The sequence below is a fragment of the Vulcanisaeta sp. JCM 16161 genome (assembly GCF_001316285.1).
Map to the genome: position 1 here is coordinate 109,370 of NZ_BBDO01000003.1, position 18,674 is coordinate 128,043.

Annotated in this window: 26 protein-coding genes and 3 pseudogenes; 15 read left to right on the forward strand and 14 right to left on the reverse strand. The window is 47.6% G+C overall.

Annotated features, from left to right (window positions below; all coding sequences use genetic code 11):
- Positions 1–2: 2 nt before the first annotated feature.
- The 7 genes from JCM16161_RS04585 to JCM16161_RS04610 all read right to left on the reverse strand — a co-directional run bounded on the left by JCM16161_RS04585 (position 3) and on the right by JCM16161_RS04610 (position 4,493).
- The gene (locus tag JCM16161_RS04585; RefSeq protein WP_243669334.1) at positions 3–731 is read right to left on the reverse strand and encodes a cobaltochelatase subunit CobN; all 729 of its coding nucleotides are present in this window, start codon (positions 729–731) and stop codon (positions 3–5) included.
- The gene (locus JCM16161_RS04590) at positions 692–1,501 is read right to left on the reverse strand and encodes a hypothetical protein (protein ID WP_054855128.1); all 810 of its coding nucleotides are present in this window, start codon (positions 1,499–1,501) and stop codon (positions 692–694) included. The genes JCM16161_RS04585 and JCM16161_RS04590 overlap by 40 nt, the downstream gene beginning before the upstream one ends.
- On the reverse strand, positions 1,498–2,109 hold the full coding sequence (locus JCM16161_RS04595) for an ABC transporter ATP-binding protein (protein WP_054855129.1): 612 nt from the start codon (positions 2,107–2,109) through the stop codon (positions 1,498–1,500). The genes JCM16161_RS04590 and JCM16161_RS04595 overlap by 4 nt, the downstream gene beginning before the upstream one ends.
- Before the next feature lie 132 nt (positions 2,110–2,241).
- The gene (locus JCM16161_RS04600) at positions 2,242–3,339 is read right to left on the reverse strand and encodes an iron ABC transporter permease (RefSeq protein WP_243669336.1); all 1,098 of its coding nucleotides are present in this window, start codon (positions 3,337–3,339) and stop codon (positions 2,242–2,244) included.
- 4 nt (positions 3,340–3,343) lie between these two features.
- Entirely contained in the window at positions 3,344–3,694 is a 351-nt protein-coding gene (locus JCM16161_RS04605; RefSeq protein ID WP_054855131.1) for a hypothetical protein, read from the reverse strand.
- Positions 3,691–3,864: a hypothetical protein gene (locus JCM16161_RS15350; RefSeq protein ID WP_243669338.1), complete on the reverse strand. Its 174-nt coding sequence runs from the start codon at positions 3,862–3,864 to the stop codon at positions 3,691–3,693. Before JCM16161_RS15350 ends, JCM16161_RS04605 begins: the two co-directional genes overlap by 4 nt.
- Positions 3,865–3,872: 8 nt before the next feature.
- The gene (locus tag JCM16161_RS04610; RefSeq protein ID WP_054855132.1) at positions 3,873–4,493 is read right to left on the reverse strand and encodes an ABC transporter substrate-binding protein; all 621 of its coding nucleotides are present in this window, start codon (positions 4,491–4,493) and stop codon (positions 3,873–3,875) included.
- A gap of 275 nt (positions 4,494–4,768) precedes the next feature.
- On the opposite strand from JCM16161_RS04610, the pseudogene JCM16161_RS15355 reads away from it, so the two are divergent.
- The 11 genes and pseudogenes from JCM16161_RS15355 (at position 4,769) to cbiE (ending at position 11,959) form a co-directional block, all read left to right on the forward strand.
- Positions 4,769–5,385, forward strand: a pseudogene (locus JCM16161_RS15355) (adenosylcobinamide amidohydrolase).
- Between the two features lie 34 nt (positions 5,386–5,419).
- The gene (locus JCM16161_RS04625; RefSeq protein WP_054855135.1) at positions 5,420–6,040 is read left to right on the forward strand and encodes a hypothetical protein; all 621 of its coding nucleotides are present in this window, start codon (positions 5,420–5,422) and stop codon (positions 6,038–6,040) included.
- Between the two features lie 23 nt (positions 6,041–6,063).
- Entirely contained in the window at positions 6,064–6,429 is a 366-nt protein-coding gene (locus JCM16161_RS04630) for a precorrin-8X methylmutase (RefSeq protein ID WP_243669340.1), read from the forward strand.
- Entirely contained in the window at positions 6,422–7,171 is a 750-nt protein-coding gene (locus tag JCM16161_RS04635) for a precorrin-3B C(17)-methyltransferase (RefSeq protein WP_054855137.1), read from the forward strand. Before JCM16161_RS04630 ends, JCM16161_RS04635 begins: the two co-directional genes overlap by 8 nt.
- A complete protein-coding gene (cbiD, locus tag JCM16161_RS04640) occupies positions 7,171–8,154 on the forward strand; it encodes a cobalt-precorrin-5B (C(1))-methyltransferase CbiD (RefSeq protein WP_243669342.1) in 984 nt (327 codons plus the stop codon). Before JCM16161_RS04635 ends, cbiD begins: the two co-directional genes overlap by 1 nt.
- 76 nt (positions 8,155–8,230) lie before the next feature.
- On the forward strand, positions 8,231–8,812 hold the full coding sequence (gene cbiT, locus JCM16161_RS04645) for a precorrin-6Y C5,15-methyltransferase (decarboxylating) subunit CbiT (RefSeq protein ID WP_243669344.1): 582 nt from the start codon (positions 8,231–8,233) through the stop codon (positions 8,810–8,812).
- Positions 8,805–9,490, forward strand: a pseudogene (locus JCM16161_RS15360) (cobalt-factor II C(20)-methyltransferase). Before cbiT ends, JCM16161_RS15360 begins: the two are co-directional and overlap by 8 nt.
- A 230-nt stretch (positions 9,491–9,720) precedes the next feature.
- Positions 9,721–10,313 (forward strand): annotated as a pseudogene (locus JCM16161_RS04660) (SAM-dependent methyltransferase).
- Entirely contained in the window at positions 10,300–10,653 is a 354-nt protein-coding gene (locus JCM16161_RS04665; protein ID WP_054855141.1) for a hypothetical protein, read from the forward strand. The pseudogene JCM16161_RS04660 and the gene JCM16161_RS04665 overlap by 14 nt, the downstream one beginning before the upstream one ends.
- Positions 10,650–11,297, forward strand: coding sequence for a cobalamin biosynthesis protein (locus JCM16161_RS04670; protein WP_054855142.1), 648 nt, complete (start codon positions 10,650–10,652; stop codon positions 11,295–11,297). The genes JCM16161_RS04665 and JCM16161_RS04670 overlap by 4 nt, the downstream gene beginning before the upstream one ends.
- 5 nt (positions 11,298–11,302) lie before the next feature.
- Positions 11,303–11,959 carry a precorrin-6y C5,15-methyltransferase (decarboxylating) subunit CbiE gene (gene cbiE / locus JCM16161_RS04675; protein WP_243669346.1) on the forward strand — a complete coding sequence of 219 codons (657 nt, stop codon included), beginning with the start codon at positions 11,303–11,305 and terminating at the stop codon, positions 11,957–11,959.
- Between the two features lie 46 nt (positions 11,960–12,005).
- On the opposite strand, the gene JCM16161_RS04680 is transcribed toward cbiE, so the two are convergent.
- From JCM16161_RS04680 to JCM16161_RS15375, 7 genes are all read right to left on the reverse strand, one after another.
- On the reverse strand, positions 12,006–12,191 hold the full coding sequence (locus tag JCM16161_RS04680; RefSeq protein WP_243669348.1) for a hypothetical protein: 186 nt from the start codon (positions 12,189–12,191) through the stop codon (positions 12,006–12,008).
- A complete protein-coding gene (locus JCM16161_RS04685) occupies positions 12,188–12,859 on the reverse strand; it encodes a hypothetical protein (RefSeq protein WP_054855145.1) in 672 nt (223 codons plus the stop codon). Before JCM16161_RS04685 ends, JCM16161_RS04680 begins: the two co-directional genes overlap by 4 nt.
- A gap of 5 nt (positions 12,860–12,864) precedes the next feature.
- A complete protein-coding gene (locus tag JCM16161_RS04690) occupies positions 12,865–13,923 on the reverse strand; it encodes a hypothetical protein (protein ID WP_054855146.1) in 1,059 nt (352 codons plus the stop codon).
- Between the two features lie 91 nt (positions 13,924–14,014).
- Positions 14,015–14,524, reverse strand: coding sequence for a hypothetical protein (locus JCM16161_RS04695; RefSeq protein WP_054855147.1), 510 nt, complete (start codon positions 14,522–14,524; stop codon positions 14,015–14,017).
- Positions 14,521–15,036, reverse strand: coding sequence for a phosphomethylpyrimidine synthase ThiC (locus tag JCM16161_RS15365; RefSeq protein ID WP_243669588.1), 516 nt, complete (start codon positions 15,034–15,036; stop codon positions 14,521–14,523). Before JCM16161_RS15365 ends, JCM16161_RS04695 begins: the two co-directional genes overlap by 4 nt.
- 58 nt (positions 15,037–15,094) lie before the next feature.
- Positions 15,095–15,442, reverse strand: a complete 348-nt coding sequence (locus tag JCM16161_RS15370) for a phosphomethylpyrimidine synthase ThiC (RefSeq protein WP_243669590.1) — start codon at positions 15,440–15,442, stop codon at positions 15,095–15,097.
- Positions 15,361–15,819, reverse strand: a complete 459-nt coding sequence (locus JCM16161_RS15375) for a phosphomethylpyrimidine synthase ThiC (RefSeq protein WP_243669350.1) — start codon at positions 15,817–15,819, stop codon at positions 15,361–15,363. Before JCM16161_RS15375 ends, JCM16161_RS15370 begins: the two co-directional genes overlap by 82 nt.
- 75 nt (positions 15,820–15,894) lie before the next feature.
- Here JCM16161_RS15375 and JCM16161_RS04705 point away from each other — a divergent pair, with 75 nt between their 5' ends.
- From JCM16161_RS04705 to JCM16161_RS04715, 4 genes are all read left to right on the forward strand, one after another.
- Positions 15,895–16,107, forward strand: coding sequence for a hypothetical protein (locus JCM16161_RS04705; protein ID WP_054855148.1), 213 nt, complete (start codon positions 15,895–15,897; stop codon positions 16,105–16,107).
- Between the two features lie 332 nt (positions 16,108–16,439).
- Positions 16,440–16,952, forward strand: a complete 513-nt coding sequence (locus JCM16161_RS15380) for an ATP-binding protein (RefSeq protein WP_243669352.1) — start codon at positions 16,440–16,442, stop codon at positions 16,950–16,952.
- Between the two features lie 53 nt (positions 16,953–17,005).
- Positions 17,006–17,494 (forward strand): hypothetical protein, encoded by a 489-nt coding sequence (locus tag JCM16161_RS15385; protein WP_243669354.1) that lies wholly within the window; start codon positions 17,006–17,008, stop codon positions 17,492–17,494.
- Between the two features lie 461 nt (positions 17,495–17,955).
- Positions 17,956–18,429: a PaREP1 family protein gene (locus JCM16161_RS04715; protein WP_054855149.1), complete on the forward strand. Its 474-nt coding sequence runs from the start codon at positions 17,956–17,958 to the stop codon at positions 18,427–18,429.
- The last annotated feature ends 245 nt before the right edge of the window (positions 18,430–18,674 follow it).

Consider the following 18,674-nt stretch of genomic DNA (forward strand, 5'->3'; position numbering starts at 1 on the left):
AATTACTGCATCAGCCTTAAACACATCCGCAATCCAGTGATAGAACGCCAGGTATTGGTGATGGGGAGGTAATTCCCTACTGTGGTATACCTTGCTTGGATCCTCGTGCCAACCCCTCGTTGGTTGTAGCCGACTAAGACATTGCCCAAGACGACTATGGGTAGTGCAATCCCATCCTTATCGACCATGACGCTGCCTGGTGGCTCGCCCCATTCCCTAATCACCTTATTCCTGACGCTCTCCGGTAGGTTGTTGAAGAACCTGAGGTAGTTATTAACGCTTAATCTCAAGCCCTTAACTGCGACGTATTGGGGTGAGTTGACAATCCCATTACTTATCAACTCCTTAACTAGGTCCGTCGGTACGGAATTCACCATGTACCCAGCGCCTTTCAGAGCCTCAAGTATAACCTTAACACTCTCTATAACGTCGAGGTAAGAGGCACGGCCTAAGTTGTGCTCACCAGGTGGGTAATTATAAATTATTATTGCAATCCTCTTCTCGCTGTTCTTCTTACGTCTCAACCCAATCCAGTGGTTAATCCTACCGCCAATGCGGCGAACCCTATCCTCTATTGACAAGTAGGTTAATAAGTCCCCACTAAGTACGTTAGATTTACCGACAACGCCTATCCCGCCAATTGGTATTGGCTCAGCGACACCCTCTATCTCAGGCATCACGACTTGGAACATTAAGTCGAAGAAGTTAAGTCCCTGGGGCGATTTACGCATGAATTGATATCATCGGCATGCATAATAAGGCCTCTCAGCACTATTGCATTCAATTTCTTATAAACCTCCACCGCAGCATCAGGAAATGATGGCTGCCCCTTATATGTGAAGTCAAGGATTACGTCCGGGCTCAATCCATGGCTCTGAAGCTCCCTAAGGGCATTAGCATGCAGGCCGTACCTTGAGTAGGCAATTACGAGGTCGGCATCTACGTAATCCCTAAGCAACCTTAAGATCATTACCTCCTCAAACGTGGTTGGGTAATGAAGTATCACGGCTAATAGGGGTTTTGAACCACTAACGTTAGTGGGTCTTGAGAGCACAGTGAGATTTTCATCAATGAAACCAACGTCCGGATTGACCCTAGGTTCCTCGTACGCCGTTGGTATACCATCAATGGTATTTAGTAAGTAGAGGAGCAGGTTTTTCAAATTCTCCTTACTGGGGTTGTCCCAATAATTAAATACCTTCATGAGATCTACGTTCCCAGGGACCCTAGCAAACTCAACCGCGTAGGGGGTCAGCGGTATTACGTACCTTGAGTACTCCCTCGCCAACTCACCAATGGCTTTATTACAAATAGAGAGCAAACTTATACCTGAGTTAGTAATTAATTCCAGTAAACTTCTATGACCTATATCATCCTTTAAATGCTTATAACTATAGTAAATGTTAAGGTCTATATCGAGGCCCCTGCCCCTCAGTTCTTTAATAACATCCTCAAGAAGTAACGAGTAGCCTACCCTACCAAGTATTAACGTGGCCCTCATATGATCACCCTGGGCCCCTCATTAAACCACACCATACTCGCATTAACATCATAAACCTCCCTAATCACGAATGGACTCAATACCTCCGGTGATAATCCGTAAGCCACGGCACGCCCTCCTTTAAGCATCAGCAACTTATGTGAGTACTTAAGGGCGAGATTTACGTCATGCATCGCCATAACGACGGACACCCCATCCTCCTTAGCAACCCTCTTTATGGTCTCCATCACCACAACCTGGTGCTTTAGGTCGAGAGTGCTCACTGGTTCGTCGAGGAGCAAAACCCTTGGCCTTTGAAGTAGGGCCCTCGCAATGTGGACCAATTGGTACTGGCCACCACTTAGTTCATGGGCAAACCTATTGGCTAAGTAAGAAATCCCAAGCCTGTCCAATACCTCATATGCCGCCTCATAATCCTCCCTCCTCGGTCTAAAGCCCATGTACGGTAATCTACCGAGCACCACCATGTCAATGACCTTAACCATATACGGCCTCTCGAGCAATTGCGGTACATAGGCCACTAATTTAGCCCACTCCCCATGTGGTAGGGTCGTTGATGCCTTACCATCAATACATACACAACCGCGCATCCTCCTGGCAGTGCCCAATATGCACTTAATGAGTGTGGACTTGCCGGAACCTATCGGCCGAGTAACGATAGTATTTCACCATTATCCAGCGCGAAGTTAATCCCGGTGATTATGGGCCTACTCTCATAACCACACTCGAGGGACTTAACCTCAAGAACCATAACCACCACCCCTAAGTATTACCATGAGTAGTAGGTAAGGCGCGCCTATCAGGGATAGTATTATCCCAATGGGTATTATGTATGGTGGTACTAATGATCTCGAGATTATGTCAGAGACCAGCGTTAGGTCAGCGCCCATTAGTGCTGAGGTTATTGCGAGCTTTGCGGAGTCGTTCCCCACAATGAGCCTCGCTATGTTTGGGGTCACGAGATCCACAAAGCCGACGACCCCCACGAAGCTGACCACGGCAGCCGCCTGAAACGCCGTAAGAAGCGTTAGGGTTAGTCTTAACCTGCCCACATCAACGCCGAGGCTATGGGCAACCTCATCGCCCAAGCTCATAGCGTCCACACGCTTTGACACCAGGACGTAGTATATTATTGGTATAATCGATAAAGCCATATACGGTATATACCCTAGCCTCACGTTTGTGAGGTTGCCAAGCATCCACATGGCTATTGCATATGTGGCGTCTGGATTATTCGCGAAGTACTGGAGCATTGATGTGCCCATGGAGAATAGAAACATTATGGCCACGCCGGCCAGTATTATCACGTTGGGTGAGGCACCCCTTACGTAGGCCAACGCGTATACCAGGGATGCGGCAATTGATGAAAATATGAATGAACTGACTATGACTAGGTAAGGCGCAGTAACGACGGGTAGGTAGTACTTAATGACGTAGCCTCCAAAGCCCAGGACTATGGCTAAGGCCGCCCCAAAGCCCGCGGCCGCCGACACACCGAGGGTATATGTTGAGGCTAGGTAATTCCTCAGCACTAACTGCAGCATGGCACCCGCGCTGGCAAGCGATGCGCCCAGTATCGCCGCGGCCAGGGTCTCCGGAAGCCTTAGATGGAGTACCACTAGGGTGATATCACGGGGTAATGAAAAGATTGGGTAGACCCCGTCAATCAGGGCTTCATAGACCTGCAGTGGGGTTATCCTGTACGTACCGACGACTACGTCAACCCCAATCAATGATATTAACAGGGCTGAGAGGGCAAGGTTAATGAGTATTGCCTTAAGTGAACGGCCCATCCCCTCGGCAACCCTTGGTCTTTTAATCACTATCGTTATTGTCATTCAATCACCCACTACACCACCAAACTCCCCCTGGCTCTGCCGTAGTTAGGAATTCGCTGAAGTATTGATTTAAGACATTCGTAGCATTTACGTGTACTATGTTCGGCCATAAAACGCTATCTATGTACAGAATCACGGCATACCTTGGGGGACCCTCGGTTAGGTAACCTGGAATTACTATTACGTGGTCCTCCTTGACGGCCGCCGTTTGATTAAGCACTGGGTTACTCCTTATCGAATTAATTATTCCTTCACAGTACTGAGTAGCATTTGGTGCGTGCGGGTCTAGGTTCCAGGTCACGGCAATAATCACATTAGGATTGCACTTTAAGACCGCCTCGGGTTGAACCATCATTGACTCATTGAAGCATGGCTGTAGGCCCGCCATAAGGCTGTCGTGTAGGGATCACTGCCGTTGCCGGCGACGAACCATGGTGAGTATTCCCAGGCAAATATTATGTATGCCCTGGGATGCTCAACCACCTGCGCTTGGTAGCTACTAATTTCCTGCTTGAGCTCGTCCATCCAGTTAATTAGGCTAGGGCCTTACCTGTGTGGTTTGTTGCGACGCCTAATGCGATTATTAGTGATGTTAGGTTATCGTTTGAGCCCCAGGCAATTACTGGTATGTTGAATACGCCCAGCTTCTGCCTAACCTGGGGCAGTATGTAGGACCAGGTTATCACGAGGTCTGGGCTTAAACTTACAATCTCCTCGTAATTAACTGACCACATGCCCGAACTCACAGCAGGCAGTGCAGTGTAGTTTCCGAATAGCCACGGCAATTGTGAGGCGTAGCCCTCAATACCAACAACATCACCCCCAGCACCGATGTCTATCAGTATTTGTAAGGCCACGGTATTCATAGCCACCACCCTGGATACCGGTATCTTAAGCGTGACATTCTCGTCATAATTGCTAATAACTATGGCGTTACCATTTATGGCATGCATCACGAAGTTCGGCGATGAGTACCTGGTCAATAGGGCATTAAGCGATGTGGAAGTCGTTGTGGTGGAGAGCGAAGGCTTAGTGATTGATTCATGAGTATGGCTCATTAAGTACGCGAGCGCTGCCGCCACGATTATTATCACTACTATTGCCGTGGCTAACAACATGGCCTTTGCTAACCCACGATATATTCTCCTGGCCATCGTGGTAGGATGCAAATCCTATTTATAAACATTTCCCCTAGCACGAAGATACAAAGACGCCATGCCCTCAGTAAATTTTAAGTGTTATTTATTTAAGACATAATATGAGGTGGTGCCTTAAAAGCTTATTAATAGGATTTACATCCAGCTATGTGATGAGAACCGTGTGGTCCAGGGATGGCGCTTATGCGGTGATTTATGACCAGTCGTTTAGGGGCTACGGCGTAAAGACCCTGGTGATAAGGTTTCCCAGTGTTAGGAGGGCTTTAAGCACCATGGAGGGCTTTAAGGAGGTGTTGTATGTTTGTAATAATTATGCTCCTAGGGAGTTATGGGGCTATCTCCATGAATCCTCCAGTAATAGATTGGAGTACTTCAGCGAGTTAATGGGGCAGTTGGGGTTAAATATTAATGATGGGGCGTGCCTAGGGATCGGCGTGGATATGGATTACCTCGCCGTATCTAGCGCTGAGCATGGTCGTATCTGGGTCACGGTCTTTGCCACCGCTGGTGTTAGGAGTAATGCCATGAGGGTTGGGTTTGATGAGGCTCAGTGTGAGGAGGATGGGGGTAAATTCACGTGCCGATCCAATGGAGAGGGGACGATAAACATCATAGTCATTACCAATGCTAAGTTGACAGATGGGGCTATGGCTGGAGCTTGGTGACGATTACCGAGGCAAAGGTAGCGGCGCTGCAGGACTTAAACGTCAGGAGTAGTTACAATAGGGATTATCAAGCCACCGGAACAGGTACGGACAATGTAATAGTTGTGTCTGGGACCGAAAACCCAGTGATCACCTACTCAGGCGGTCATGCAAAGTTTGGAGAGGTCATGGCGAGGGCTACGTATTGGGCTGTGAGGAGTGCGTTGGTTAGGTATGGTTTTTAAGGTTTTTAAATAGGATATGAATCCTACTACGTGTATGAAGACCGCGGTTATAGTCCTGACGCACGGCTCACGCAGGCACTCCTTCGTGGATGACATGGAGGAGGTTAAGGACTACGTTCAGTCACGCATGGATGTCCCGGTTTACTTAGCTCATAATGAGTACGTGGAGCCAAATTGGAGATCACTCCTTAAGGAGTTGATAAGCAAGGGTTTTAGTAGGTTCATAATTGCGCTCGCCTTTTTAGGTAGGGGTAATCACGTGGTTAGGGATATAATGAGTTCGTTGGGCGTCTCCGAGTTTAATAAGTGGGTTCGCGCAACATTTGGTGACGGTGAGGTCGAGGTTTACGTAACGGAACCCCTATCAGGCTCGGTTCTCGTTAGAGCCGCCCTACTTTATAGAATAACTCGCGCACTAAATCCCGGGACAGGCCCCACCAACAACATAATGAGTCCCGAGGAAATATATGAGGAGAGTTTCAACAAGGCCCTGGAAGTAGTATCCAGTAGGTATGCGGGGTGGCCTGGGTGGATGAGGCTCATCGCCGCATCAATAATATATGCGTCGGGCAATCCAGGGCTCCTCAACCTAATATACATAAGTAATGACTTCCTCGACGCGTTCAGGGAGCGTTACATGGAGGTTTGCCAATAATCACGGATGTCAACATGGTGAGGGTGGGGATTAGGTGGGTTAGGGTTGAGAATTATCTTGATAGCGAGGATGCGCTGGTGCTGAGCCGTAGGCTAGGTATTACCAGGGCGGCGGCTGCCATGAGGGTCGGCCTAGATAAGCCTAAAATTGTCGTTATTGGGAATTCACCGACGGCATTGATAGAGGTGTTGAGGCTTGTTGAGGAGGGTGTTGAGGTCCCAGCCATAATAGCGACACCACCTGGCTTTACAAATGCTGTGGAGGCTAAGGAGGGATGCATTAGATTTAAAGTTCCCTGCATAACCGTGAGGGGTACGTATGGTGGTAGTAACATGGCGGTGGCCGCCGCGAATAAGGCTATCGAGATATCGGTGATGGGTAATGGGTAGGTTATTCATTGTGGGTTTCGGCCCTGGCGACCCATTGCTGAGGACCTACATGTCCGTGGACGCCATTAGGAGATCAAACGTGGTCATAGGCTATAATACATACGTTGATTTAATAAGCGATTTACTGAATGGTAAGGAGGTAATGAGGTTTAACATGCGTGAGGAGCTGAAGAGGGCCGAGGCAGCGCTTACTCACGCCTTCGATCTTGGTGAAAACGTCGCGTTGGTATCCGACGGTGATCCGCAGGTCTACGGTATGGCGAGCCCGACGCTTGAACTCGCGTGCATGAGGAACTATGATATGGATCAAATAGAGGTGGTGCCCGGCGTCACTGCTGCGTTAGCCGCAGCCTCAAGGCTCGGCGCACCCCTTAGTATGGACTTCGCAGTTATTAGCCTAAGTGATTTATTAATACCACGCAGTGAAATACTCTCGAGGGTTCGCCATGCGGCTGAGGGCGACTTCGTAATTGTATTTTATAATTTAATAAATAAGGAATTGTTGATTAACTCCATGGATATAATAACTAGGTATAGAAGTCCAAGTACTCCCGTCGGTATTGCTAAGTCGGTCTATAGGCAAGGAGAGAACGTTGTAATAACGAGCCTAGCCCAATGGAGAGATTACCTAGGGATTATTAACATGCAGAGCACGATTATTGTGGGGAACTCAAAGACCTACGTTTGTAGGGGAAGGATGATAACGCCGAGGGGGTATACCAATAAGTACGTGGTGGTTTGATGGCTGTAATTACGTTCTTTAGGAGGTTTGGAATAACCACAGGCGCCGCCGCAGCCGCTGCGGCGAAGGCGGCGGCGCTAGCCCTCGTCAATGGAACGGTGGTTAAGGCAGTGGTTATCCCAACGCCGGTGGGGCTTAGGATAGAGGTTCCCGTGGAATACGTGGAGCTCGGGCCTGACCATGCATGCGCCTCGGTTAAGAAATTCGCAGGAGATAACCCGGACGTCTTAAATGGCGTTGAGATCATGGCATGTGTATACCGCTGCCCCAGTTGTGATATCGACATTATTGGCGGTGAGGGAATCGGTATCGTTACGAGGCCTGGGCTAAAGGTTCCTCCAGGTGAGAAGTACATAAGCCCCACTGCCCGTCAAATGATCTTAGCGGCGGTATCCGAGGTGATCAAGGGCGGCGTTAGGGTGGTGGTGCACGTTCCTGAGGGCCGTAAGTTGGCGGAGCTCACCATGAATCGCGATGTCGGTATTGAGGGTGGCGTCTCGATATTAGGGACTACGGGTATTGAGATGCCGATGAGTGATGAGGAGTTTATAGAACACATACGCGCGGAGTTGATGGCCGTTAGGGAAAGCCGTGGTACTGAGAGGGTTGTCCTGGCCACGGGCAATACAGCCTTTAAGCACTCACAGGCCTTATATGGCGATGTGGTGGTTAAGATTGGTGATTGGGTTTCTAAAGCTATTGAGGAGGCGTTGGCGTTAGGCTTCAGGAATATAATAATCGCTGGTTTACCCGGCAAGATAACTAAGGTAGCTGCTGGACTTCTCAATACGCATAGTAGGTATGGGGATGCTAGGGTTGAGACCATAACGCACGCCTCAGTCCTTGCTGGCGTTGACATAGCCACCCTTAGGAAGGTGGCCGAGGCTAGATCTGTGGCTGAGGCCCTTACGTACCTAGGGCCTTACTCTAAACCCGTTCTTGAGATAATAGCCAAGAGGGCCTTGATAGGGTGTCTAGGTTAGGTAACGCGTTGTTCGGCATAGTCATCTTTAACGATGAAGGTGAGGTCTTGGCGAGGGTTGGTGAGGCATGATCAGGGTGCCCGGCATCCCCGATCACGAATTCGTAAGGAATGACGAGGTGCCAATGACTAAGGAGGAGGTTAGGGTGTTGGCATTATCCAAGGCAGGTCTATTTAGGGGTGCCAAGTTCCTAGACATTGGTTGCGGGACCGGGAGTGTTACGGTAGAGGCGGCGTTGTTTGTCGGTGATAATGGCATGGTTTACGCGGTAGATAGGGATGAAAAGGCCATAGAGCTTACGAGGAGGAATGTGGAGAGGTTTGGTTTGAAGAACGTGGTTATTATACACGGTGAAGCGCCCGGTGTCATTCACGAAATTAACGAGGTCTTTGACTCAGTATTTATCGGCGGTGGGTCGGAGAACATAGAAGGTATTATTGAAGCCGTTCATGATAGGTTGAGGAGTGGTGGTAGGATCGTTATTGACGCCATATTGATAGACACGGTTTATAAGGCCGTAAAGGCCCTTGAGAGGTTTGGCTTCAGCGATATAGACGTGACGGAGGTCATAATCGCTAAGGGGTTAAGGACTAGGGTGGGACTTGCGATGATTAGTCGTAATCCCATATTCATAGTGAGCGGTGTTAAGTATGCCTAGGCTCTACGTCATTGGCTTGGGGCCTGGAGATCCGGAGTTAATAACCGTTAAGGCCGCCAAGATCCTGCGCACGGCGCCCATAGTGTTTGTGCCGTACTCAACAGGCACGAACAGAAGTCTCGCGTACTCAGTAATTGCTAGGTATGTCAGCGGATCTGCGCGAATAGTGTTCCTGGGATTCCCCATGGTCACCGATCCCGGCGTGGACGTACTCCTCAGGAACTCGGAAGTCCTGTGCAATGAACTCAGTAACTATGAGTATGGGGTATATGCGGTATTAGGCGACCCAGCCTCTACAGCACATTCTATAAACTTCATAATTTACTATTGACCATATGCCGGGATATCAATATAGAGGTTATTCCTGGCGTTACCGCAATGACCGCCTGCGCCGCCAGGGCGTTGAAGCCCTTGACCCTGGGCGATGATGCTTTAGCATTGATCCCATCAACACGGGTGGACATTCTTAAGAGTGTTATTGGCCTATTTGAGACCGTAGTGTTGTATAAAGGTAATAAAATTACAAAGTCAGTGCTTGATTTACTGAGGAATAACGATTATGAACTCACATATGCAAGGAGGTGCTTTATGAATAATGAGATAATTAGTAATGATGTTGATGATGTTGGGAATGATTATTTCTCGACTATTATAGCAACGAGGAGGAAATATTTTTAAATAGGATATGAATCCTATAATGGTAATGGGATTAGGGAAGGTCGTGTTTATAGGGGCCGGCCTGGGGATCCCGAACTAATTACTGTTAAGGCAATGAATTATATTAAGGCCGCCGATACAATACTTTATGCCGGCTCGTTAGTTAACACGGAAGTAATAAGTAGATGGCTAGGCCCGATGCTGAGGTTATAAATACGGCTAACCTGGTTCTTGAGGATATTGCTAAGATAATGATTGATAGGGCTAGGTCTGGCAAGCTCGTCGTGAGGTTGAAGTCCGGCGATCCCTCAATATATGGGGCTCTACTTGAGGAAATGTGGGCGCTTGAGGATGCCGGCATTCCATTCGAAGTCGTTCCCGGCATTACCGCAGCCTCGCGGCAGCTGCCGTACTTAATATAGAGTTGACATTGCCCAAGCTCGTCCAGACCGTAATAATAACGAGGGAGTCGGCGAGGGTGCCCATGGAGGGCTCCATCAGGGATTACGCACCCTTCGTCATGAGGGGCGCGGTGTTGGTTATATACACGGCCGTGCATTTAATAGATAAGGTTGTTAAGGAGTTCCGTGAGGCTGGCGTACCCAGCGATACGCCGGTGGTCGTCGTTTATAGAACCACGTGGCCTGACCAAAAGGTGGTCAGGGGAACCCTGGCCGATATTGCCGAGAAGGTGAAACGTGAGAGGATTTTGAAGGACTCGGTGATAATCATCGGTAAGTCTGTGGAGCCATATAGGTATAAGGACTTAATTAGGTCGAGCGTGTATGACCCATCCCACACCCACTCCTTTAGGCCATATAAGGTGAGTTATGTTGAGTCTTGAGAGTCTTTGGCGAGGTGTCGCCGTTATTTATATCCTCAACGACGAATTAGCAAATAATATCGTAAATGCGCTTAAGAACCTTGGAATTACCGCCACAGCCCTAAAGTTCTCACCGGAGCACCTAAGGACTGCTTGGAAGTGCTATGATGCATTGATCATGGTGATGCCCGTGAGCGCGGCCGTTAGGTTATTATGCCCATTTATTAAGGATAAACTCAGCGATAAGCCCGTCGTGGTTATTCCTGAGGATGGTAAGTACGTAGTGCCCATACTTGGCGCCCACTGGGGCGCCAATGACTTGGCAAGGGCCTTAAGTGGTATTTGCGTGCTGAGGCCGTGATAACGACCACCAGCGATTCATTGGGTGTGACGAGCATTGAAGAGCTGGCGAGGAGATTGATAACCAAGATCATGAACCCGGGGTTATTGGCTAAGGCGAACGCCGAATTATTAAGGGGAGGCTGCATATCTATAATCGGTATTGACTCATTACCAAATTGGTTAAGAGGAAACTACAAGCTAGGCGATGGATGCAGATTTAGGGTTATCATAATTGATAAGGAGCCTCAGCGGGAGCTCGATGGTAATAACGACATTTATTTAAAGAGGTTGAGGCTATCAATTGGGGTTGGTTTGAGGCATGGTGTTGACCTGTCCCTAGTTAAGGATGCAATACTTGAGTCAATACGTAGGTTAGGCGTTGGTATTGATAGGGTGGATGTCATTGCGTCGGTTGAGGAATATGTTCGCAAGGTTGCGGAGGACTTAGGCGTAAAATTCCTATTAATACCACGTGAAGCGGTTAGGGAACTTAGGGTTGTTGATGATTGCCTAACGCCACCAAGCAACACCCTACTTAGGCTGGGCCTTACCGGCGTTGCCGAACCGCTGGCATTAATTGCCGGCGGCCCTACGGCTAAATTGATAATGCGGAAGATGGCGTATGCCAATTCCGTAACCATCGCCATAGCGGCCCATGAGTGATTGCAATGGCATTATACATAATCGGCACCGGCCCGGGAGATCCCGAATTAATAACCATTAAGGGCTTAAATACGTTAATGAGGTGTAACGTAGTGGCTGGTTGGAAGAGCGTGATCAGTAGGTTCGCCGAGTACGTAATTAATAAACTAGTTATTGAACTTAATTATAAGGATGAGGAGAGGTTATTGCGGAGGGTCGTGGAGATTGCCGTGAATAAGGAGGTCTGCTTCTTAATGCATGGCGACCCATCGGTATCTGAGCGTCAACTAATGAATAAGTTGAGGAGCTTAGCCGAGGAGTACGGCGTTGAGCTAGTGATAATACCCGGCGTGTCGTCAATACTCCACGCACTCTCACTGCTGGGTAGGGACCTGGCCGATGTCGTGTTCATCACACTTCATGAGCGAAATCCCAGGTTTGAGGAGATCGCGCTCTTTGCAGGTTTAGGAAGGGACTTACTCATATTACCACCGCCGTACAGTGACGGTATAGGCGAGTTGGCGAGGGAGTTGATCAAGCATTATGGGGATAATCACGAAGTATTCATCCTTGAGAACCTGACATTGAACAACGAGAGGGTTATTAAAGTAAGGTTACGTGAATTACTAATGTATAAGATAGAGACAAATTTAGTAATAATTTATGTACCAGGTAGGAAATAAATTTAATAATATTTTTTTATTTTAATTCTACTTATTTTTGGCGTTACTAACCCCAACCTGCACCCATCATCAAGTTTGTCATGGCATTCACGGATATGTTTAGGGATAATACCTCACCATTACTTAGGTATAACTCACCGCTCAGGCTCGTTGTTGCGTACGGTATTGTAAGATAGCCGGTGCAGGTTATCGAGGTTCCCTGACTAACCTCGGCGCCGCCGAATACGTTCAATCCCACAGCCCCATCACCTCGTTATTCGTCATCGTTAAACCCACATTAATGCCTCCCTGGGCGTTAGCTTTTAGTGCCACCGCGTTTGAGAAACTGCACATAAGTCCTCCAATGCTAAACCCAGTTATGTATATCGTCTCCTTGGTCGGGTTAATTATATAGATAGTGAGGCTTGCCGTGCCGTTGGCATATATCGTTAGTTCCCCCTGGGCCTTAGGCGTCATAACGGGCTTAATGTTGGGTGGTGTTACGTAGATCCCAAGACACCCAGTAATTATGGGCATGGATGTACTTAACATCGTATTGAGGTAATTATTTACCTCAATTTGGGCCTCGGCAGGCGTTATGGTGCCGTTAAACATGGCCTCCAGTATCGATGTTATATTACCCATCACATAACCACTCAGCCTGGCATAGCATAGGGATGGCTTTAAGCCAGTTATTCCGTATTGCTCCGCCGTACTGTATATCGTGGAGTTCTCGTAAGATAGGTAATTCTTTACCATGCCCATTATCTGCCTCGTGTACGATACCGCCTCAACGTAACTACTGAGCCTTGACCTGCACTGGGCCAGTATTTGGCTGGCCAGTGTTATGTTTCCGGTGTTTAGGGCGTTAATGAGGTTGAGCCTGCATTGTGAATAAGCGCCCATGACGTAGGGCGTCATGTTAATTAAGCCTCGCTAGCTAGTTCATTGTTTATGTTGACGAATCCACTTAGCACTGCGTGGGTTTTCTCGGTTATGTTAGCTAAGGCATTGGTCTGGGCTAGGCAGTACCCATAGATACTCATTAACTCATTGACCCTAACCTCGGCCTCGGGCGGCGTTAAGTTTGCGCTGGCTAGAGCATTCAATGCCTCGTTAATCTCGGCAGCGCACTGGCCCAGTAATGGTTGTGGGGTCAATGTTGTGTTTAGCTCTAGGGATAGTCGCTGGATGGTGATGGATGCGGTGGAATTTAGGGATGCGAGCTCCGGAGCCATTATTGAAGTCAATAACTTAACCCTTATCCTCGTGGGTACCAACAATGCTGCCGTTAGTATCTCCGCCTTGAGTACCGTCATACTCCTGGCGGTGATGTTCGAGGACACGCATGTGCTGGCTAGTTCATTACTTGCGTTGTTCAGAATCTCAATTGCTGTGTTCAATCCAGCGAGCGCCCCTGCCGATACGCCTGAACTTAATTCGTTCTTTTCATTACTTAGCATTAATAAGGCTGTGTTAATTATATATAAGGTATTATTACTCCTGAGGGATGCCGATAACACCTTGAGCGTGAAATTGGCTATTGTCTCGTTGTTAAGTAAGTTGCCGGTGATGGCCGTATTTAGGTTGGACACTGTAATCTCGTAATTGCTTAAGGCCGCATATGTTGAGTTCAGGTTGGCCTTAGCCATTAATTGAGCCGCTAGATTTATGGCGGCATTTAACGTAGCTATTGCGCTTAGGTAATTGCCCTCGGACGCTTGGGCCTCCGCACTACTTATTAATTGGGTCACGGAAGTCGTGTTTATACCACTCATATTTAGTGCGGTGACCCAACGTTCGGCTATTAGGAGGTGTACTTTGTACGAGACCTCGAGGCCATTAACGCCTACGGCGGCGCTTGAGGATGCATTAACACTACCGTTTAATGATACGCCCACTGACTGGGCGTAGAGATACGCGCCACTTGTTACTCCCAAAATCAGTATTACCGATATTATTAACCATGCTAGGCGTATCATCATGCAAGGATTTACTTAATATTATTTTAAGGAATTAGTGGTGGAAAGACCGTGAAATGCCTAGAAAAGCTCCGTAGAGACTTCCACGGTCATTTCACGGTCTTTCCCGCTCATGGAACTTCCTAAACTCAAGCGAGTGCTTGGACAACTCCTTAATTACGAAGTCCTTATTACCACGCATCAACTCATTAACGATGCTCAAATAACGGGCGACCCTTACGGCGTCGGCCTCAATCTCCACCAATTCCTCGCCATCAACCAATACGAAGTGTCTCTTATTAAGTCTCTCACCGAGTATGTACTCGGCTTCGTTTAATGAAGCTTGCAGTGCGACGCAGTGGGGGCTACCGTCTATTGTTACGGCCCAGACCTCCCTTATGTTTGAGCTTCTAACCATACTGGCTATCTTCCCATAATGCATTGCGGGCTCACGCTCAGGGCATGCTAGAATCACGACACCCTCATTGCTTAGCTTCTCAAATAATTCCCTGTTAATATACGGTAGGCATGCCGAGACGATTATTAACCTCTTATCCCTAAGTATTGGTGCCTTAACCCACGTGCTTAATAACCATGGGTGCGTTATTGAGTATGGGCAGGTCATTGGGAATCATCCCCGAGCCTCCTTACCTGCTGCATCACCATGAGCATTGGGCAATAACCACCACACATCGTACAACCCCTAACCCTGGGCTCACCATACTGCGTATATATGGCCCAAGCCCTCTCCGGGTCTATTAACTTTGAAATCATTTCCCTCCACATTAACCTACCCCTATAGTTGCTGACTTCATTATCCCAAGCCCTGGCCCTTTTACCGAGCTTTATTGTATCTGCTATGTGGGCGGCTATCCTAAACGCTATTACGCCCTCCTCGACCTGCCTCGGCGTTGGAAGACCAAGGTGCTCGGCCGGCGTTAAATAACACAGCAGGTCAGCACCGGCGGCGCCGGCCAACGCAGCGCCTACGGCACCTGCTATGTGGTCATATGGCGCAGCCACGTCGGTAGGTAATGGGCCGAGCACGTAGTATGGGACACCACCCGTGAGCCTCTTCATAAGTCTAACGTCCCAGACGATCTCATTTAACGGCACATGACCTGGACCCTCCACCATCACCTGAACTCCCGCCTTAAGGGCCCTCTTAACGAGTCTGGCGGCTCGATCAACTCGGCTACGTGGAACTCATCATGGCTATCCGCAGTCGCGCCCGGCTAAGTGCGTCGCCTATCGATATTACGGCATCGTACTCCTTAAATAGCTCAAGTACGTAGTCCCACCTGGCGTAGAACGGGTTCTCCGCATTATTATGCAGCATCCAACCGATCAGCATATCACCGCCCCTGGAGACGATTGGTATGACCCTATTGCTTCTAAGGGCCTTAATTGCCAATTCCCTGGTGACAGCTGCATGTATCGTCATGAAGGCAACCCCATCCCTTAAATGTCTCTCAACCACATCAAAGAGCTCATCCTCCGTAAAGTAGCTCCACCGCCCTTCTTCTTGAATGAGTCTATGAATGCTTGGTAGGTTGGCACGGTACCAACCGGCAGCTTCGATTCTCCAATGATTGTCCTGCGTATCTCGTCCAAATCCCCACCCGTTGATAGGTCCATTAATGTGTCGCCCCACTTATTAGCAATCCTAACCTTCTCAAGCTCGGCCTCAAGACTCACGACCTCGCTTGACGTGCCTATATTAACATTAACCTTAGTCGTTAACCCAAGACCAACCGCACTAACTTTATCGGGTAACTTAACGTTCCTAATAAGTATTGCCCTACCACTCGCTATCCTCCTAGCCAGCTTTCCCTCATTAACGCCTTCACGCCTAGCCACGGCCTTGACCTCATCGGGGACCCTACCCTCCCTAACCTCCTCGATTACCGTCTTAGCCATTAATAACTTACTTATTATCATATTATTAAGCTTTTATTGAACATACCCTACAAACCCTTTTAAGGCAATTACGCAATGATTAATCACGTGGAGGAACTGCCTAAGTTAATCAATGAGGAGATAGAAAGAGAGGCGGCCCAGAGGCTTAATCCTAGGGATAGGGTTGACGTATACCTGAAGATTCATGAGGAATTACTTAGTCATAGTGGTGATGAGTATGCCAAGGGCGACTTAGTTCAGGCAGGCGGAAAATATTGGAGCCACGACAACGTTACTCAATGCGATTAGTGAATTAAGGGGCTGGGGCGCCGCAGCAGGGACTACGACATAATCGTAGAGAACCTGTATAAAGAATTTCCATGCAAACTTATACTACAATTTCATGGGTAAATATACCTTTGACCTACTAGGAGGGCTGCATTAAGGTTAAGGGAAGTTGAAAGATTCGGCAATGAAACCTTAATTTCTAATACCTACAACCGTCTCATTAGGCATTTAGGGAACAAACCTCATATACCCTATTCAGTAACTGAATATCCTCACGTATATTAATCGTTGATGTTTAATGCATTTATGCGCAATTAATTTATAATTAGGGTATTCAGTTACTGAATAGGGTTATGTTATTTGGGTTATATCCTAAGGAGTCGAGGAAGGAGTTATTCGGTAGGGATGATGTTATTGATTATATTAAGAGACAGATCCATGCAGGTAATTGGGTAGTTATCGCGGGGCAGAGGATGATCGGCAAGACCAGCGTTGTTAAGGTTGTGCTAAATGAGTTAGCCTCAGAGGGGTTTAGGACCATGTACGTAAATCTCCAGGGCGTTGACTCCCTTAAAACATTGCTTAAAATCATGGTTAATGAGGCTAATAGAAGCTCATTATTCAGGGATATAGACGCTTCAGTGAACCTGAACATAGGGCCCCTTGGCATAACTATAAGGAAGGGGGCGAGGCCCATGCCGACACTGCTTGAATTCCTATTATCAATAAGGAGGGATACCGTCATAGCACTGGATGAGGTTCAGGACCTGGCATCCGCATCACCGCAATTACTTAAAATACTGGGTAACGCCTATTCGTCAAACCCTAGAATCCGCTTCATATTAACGGGATCCTACGTAGCCTAGTAAGGGCGCTACTGGAGCCTTCACCAACATCACCCCTATACGGCAGGCCCCCTGTGGAGGTTAGGTTAAGGCCGTTCACCCACGATCAATCCAAGGCATTCCTAATGAGGGGGTTTAATGAACTAGGGATGAGCTTCAACGAATACGACAAGGTAATAAACCTACTCAATGGCATAGTGGGCTGGCTAACACTATTCGGCAACCTACACGGTATAAGGGGGCTACCCCTAGATGACGCATTAAGTAAAGTGATTGAGGAGGGTTCCAAAATAATGCTTAACGAACTCGACAACTTCCTGAAAGGCAGGGCAAACAAGAGGCTATACCTAGCCATCCTAGAGGCCCTTAAACACGTCAATAGGTGGCGCGATATAAAGGCATACGCATCCTTCCTAATCGGGCATGAAATCGACGACAGAACCCTAGATAATGCATTAACAGCATTAATCAGATTCAACCTAATTGAGAAGCATAGCGAAGGCATATATAGGATAATAGACCCCATCCTAGGCAACATAAACTTCATGAACCTAACCAAATAGATAATGGTGAAAACCAAGATAACCACTAGATATTATATAGTATCAGGCATTAAAAATGAATAAACTCCATAACCATATAGATACTGCTGTAACACAGTTAAGTATATACGATAACCACCATATGTATATAATTCCACAATATAGTATATATCAATATGTTGAATCATCCCTTACACACTATAGTTTATACCACATTAGCGGGGTACCTAGTCCTTGCAGCAGGACGCCCCACCAAACAAGTAACTAACATCATGTTACTGGAATGGACTTAGGGACCTTTGATAGACGTAGTTAATCACTAAGTTTGTAAAGTCGGTAGGAATGATCGGCGACCGTGACCTAATGGCCAGGTTAAATACGAAGATTAAAGACACGGATTAGGTTGATTTAAGGAAATTTAAAACAGTACCCACATTAATACAATGCATTTAGGTTTTTAAACTAAGCATAGCCACTTGTAAGTGTCATTAACGCTCTCGCCCGCTATAATGGAGCTAATAAGGGAGTTGGCTAATGGTAGGGATGTTGAGGAGTTTATAGTTGATTTAATTGCGGAGAGGCTTGACCCTCCACGTAGGGTTGAGTTATATCTAAGGCTTCACGAAGATTACCTCAAGGCCGCTGAGGAGCTTTATAACAAGGGTGATCTTGTTCAGGCCGGTGAAAAATACTGGGGAGCCGTGGCGGCTTTGCTTAATATCGTCGGTGAGAGGTTGAACAAGCCCCATTACGGCCATAGAGACCTTAGGGAAATAGCATCTTACCTAACGGAAATAACTAATGACCCCGAATATACCAGGTTATTCTCAAGCGTTGAGGCGTTGCATGCTAATTTCTACCATAATTTCCTGGGCAGAACCTCCTTTAACGCCCATAGGGAGGATGCCATTAAGTTAATCATGAAGCTAAGGACTTACTTGAAAATAAATGCTTAAATCCATGAATTATTACTTATACATCATATGTAAACATAGGTGAGGCCTTGAGTGATGCCACTAAGGTACTTAAGGCGGCGCTTGCTGAATTGAATGAGTATGTTGAGTCTAGGGACTCTATTTTGTTAAGGGGTGTGGCTGAGGAGGGGTGATTGCCTATTAGGGCGCTACTGAGGGCTAAGGGTGTTGAAGCTATGCCTTAAGCAGGCTCAACCTAGACTACTGAAATACAGCCAGGGAGAAGT